We start from the raw sequence: 506 nt of genomic DNA, 5'->3' as shown, positions 1-506 counted from the left end.
CCCGTCCCCGTCCCCGTCCCCGTCCCCGGTCGGGCGGCGACGCGGTGGGGGCGGCGACGACGGCTACCCGCAGATGGCGGTGTCCACCAGTTCCTGGACGTGCTGGTGCGCCTCCAGCACCCCTTCGATGTCGGCGGCCACCGCGCTCGACAGCGCCGTGACGGCCACCGTGGCCGCGCGGCCGTCCTCGGTGACGCCCCCGAAGGTCTCGTAGCCGTGGATGGAGCCGCCGTGGCCCCACAGCTCGCCACCGCAGGACAGGGGGGTGCGGAAGAGGCCCAGGCCGTATTCGGTGTTCGGCGTGACGGCGCCCTCGTCGGCCGGGACCGTGGTCGTCATCTCCTTCAGCTCGGCGGCTTCCAGCACTTCGCCGCCGAGCAGGGCGGAGAAGAAGCGGTTGAGGTCGCGGGGGGTGGTGACGAGCTGCCCGGCGGCCCAGGCCTGGGACGGGTCGAGGCGGGTGATGTCTTCGAGGGGGCCGCCAAGGCTCGCGGAGCCGTAGCCGG

At 74.3% G+C, this 506-nt stretch carries 1 protein-coding gene; it reads right to left on the bottom strand.

All coding sequences use genetic code 11. The annotated features are described in order from the left end of the window. Positions 1–63: 63 nt before the first annotated feature. A partial coding sequence (locus IH13_RS0113275; RefSeq protein ID WP_031084082.1) for a serine hydrolase occupies positions 64–506 on the bottom strand: 443 nt, incomplete at its 5' end.

This window comes from Streptomyces sp. NRRL WC-3549, assembly GCF_000721935.1.
Lineage (GTDB): Bacteria > Actinomycetota > Actinomycetes > Streptomycetales > Streptomycetaceae > Streptomyces.
The sequence above is the reverse complement of the archived record's forward strand: the minus strand, read 5'-3'. Positions and strand labels throughout refer to the sequence as shown.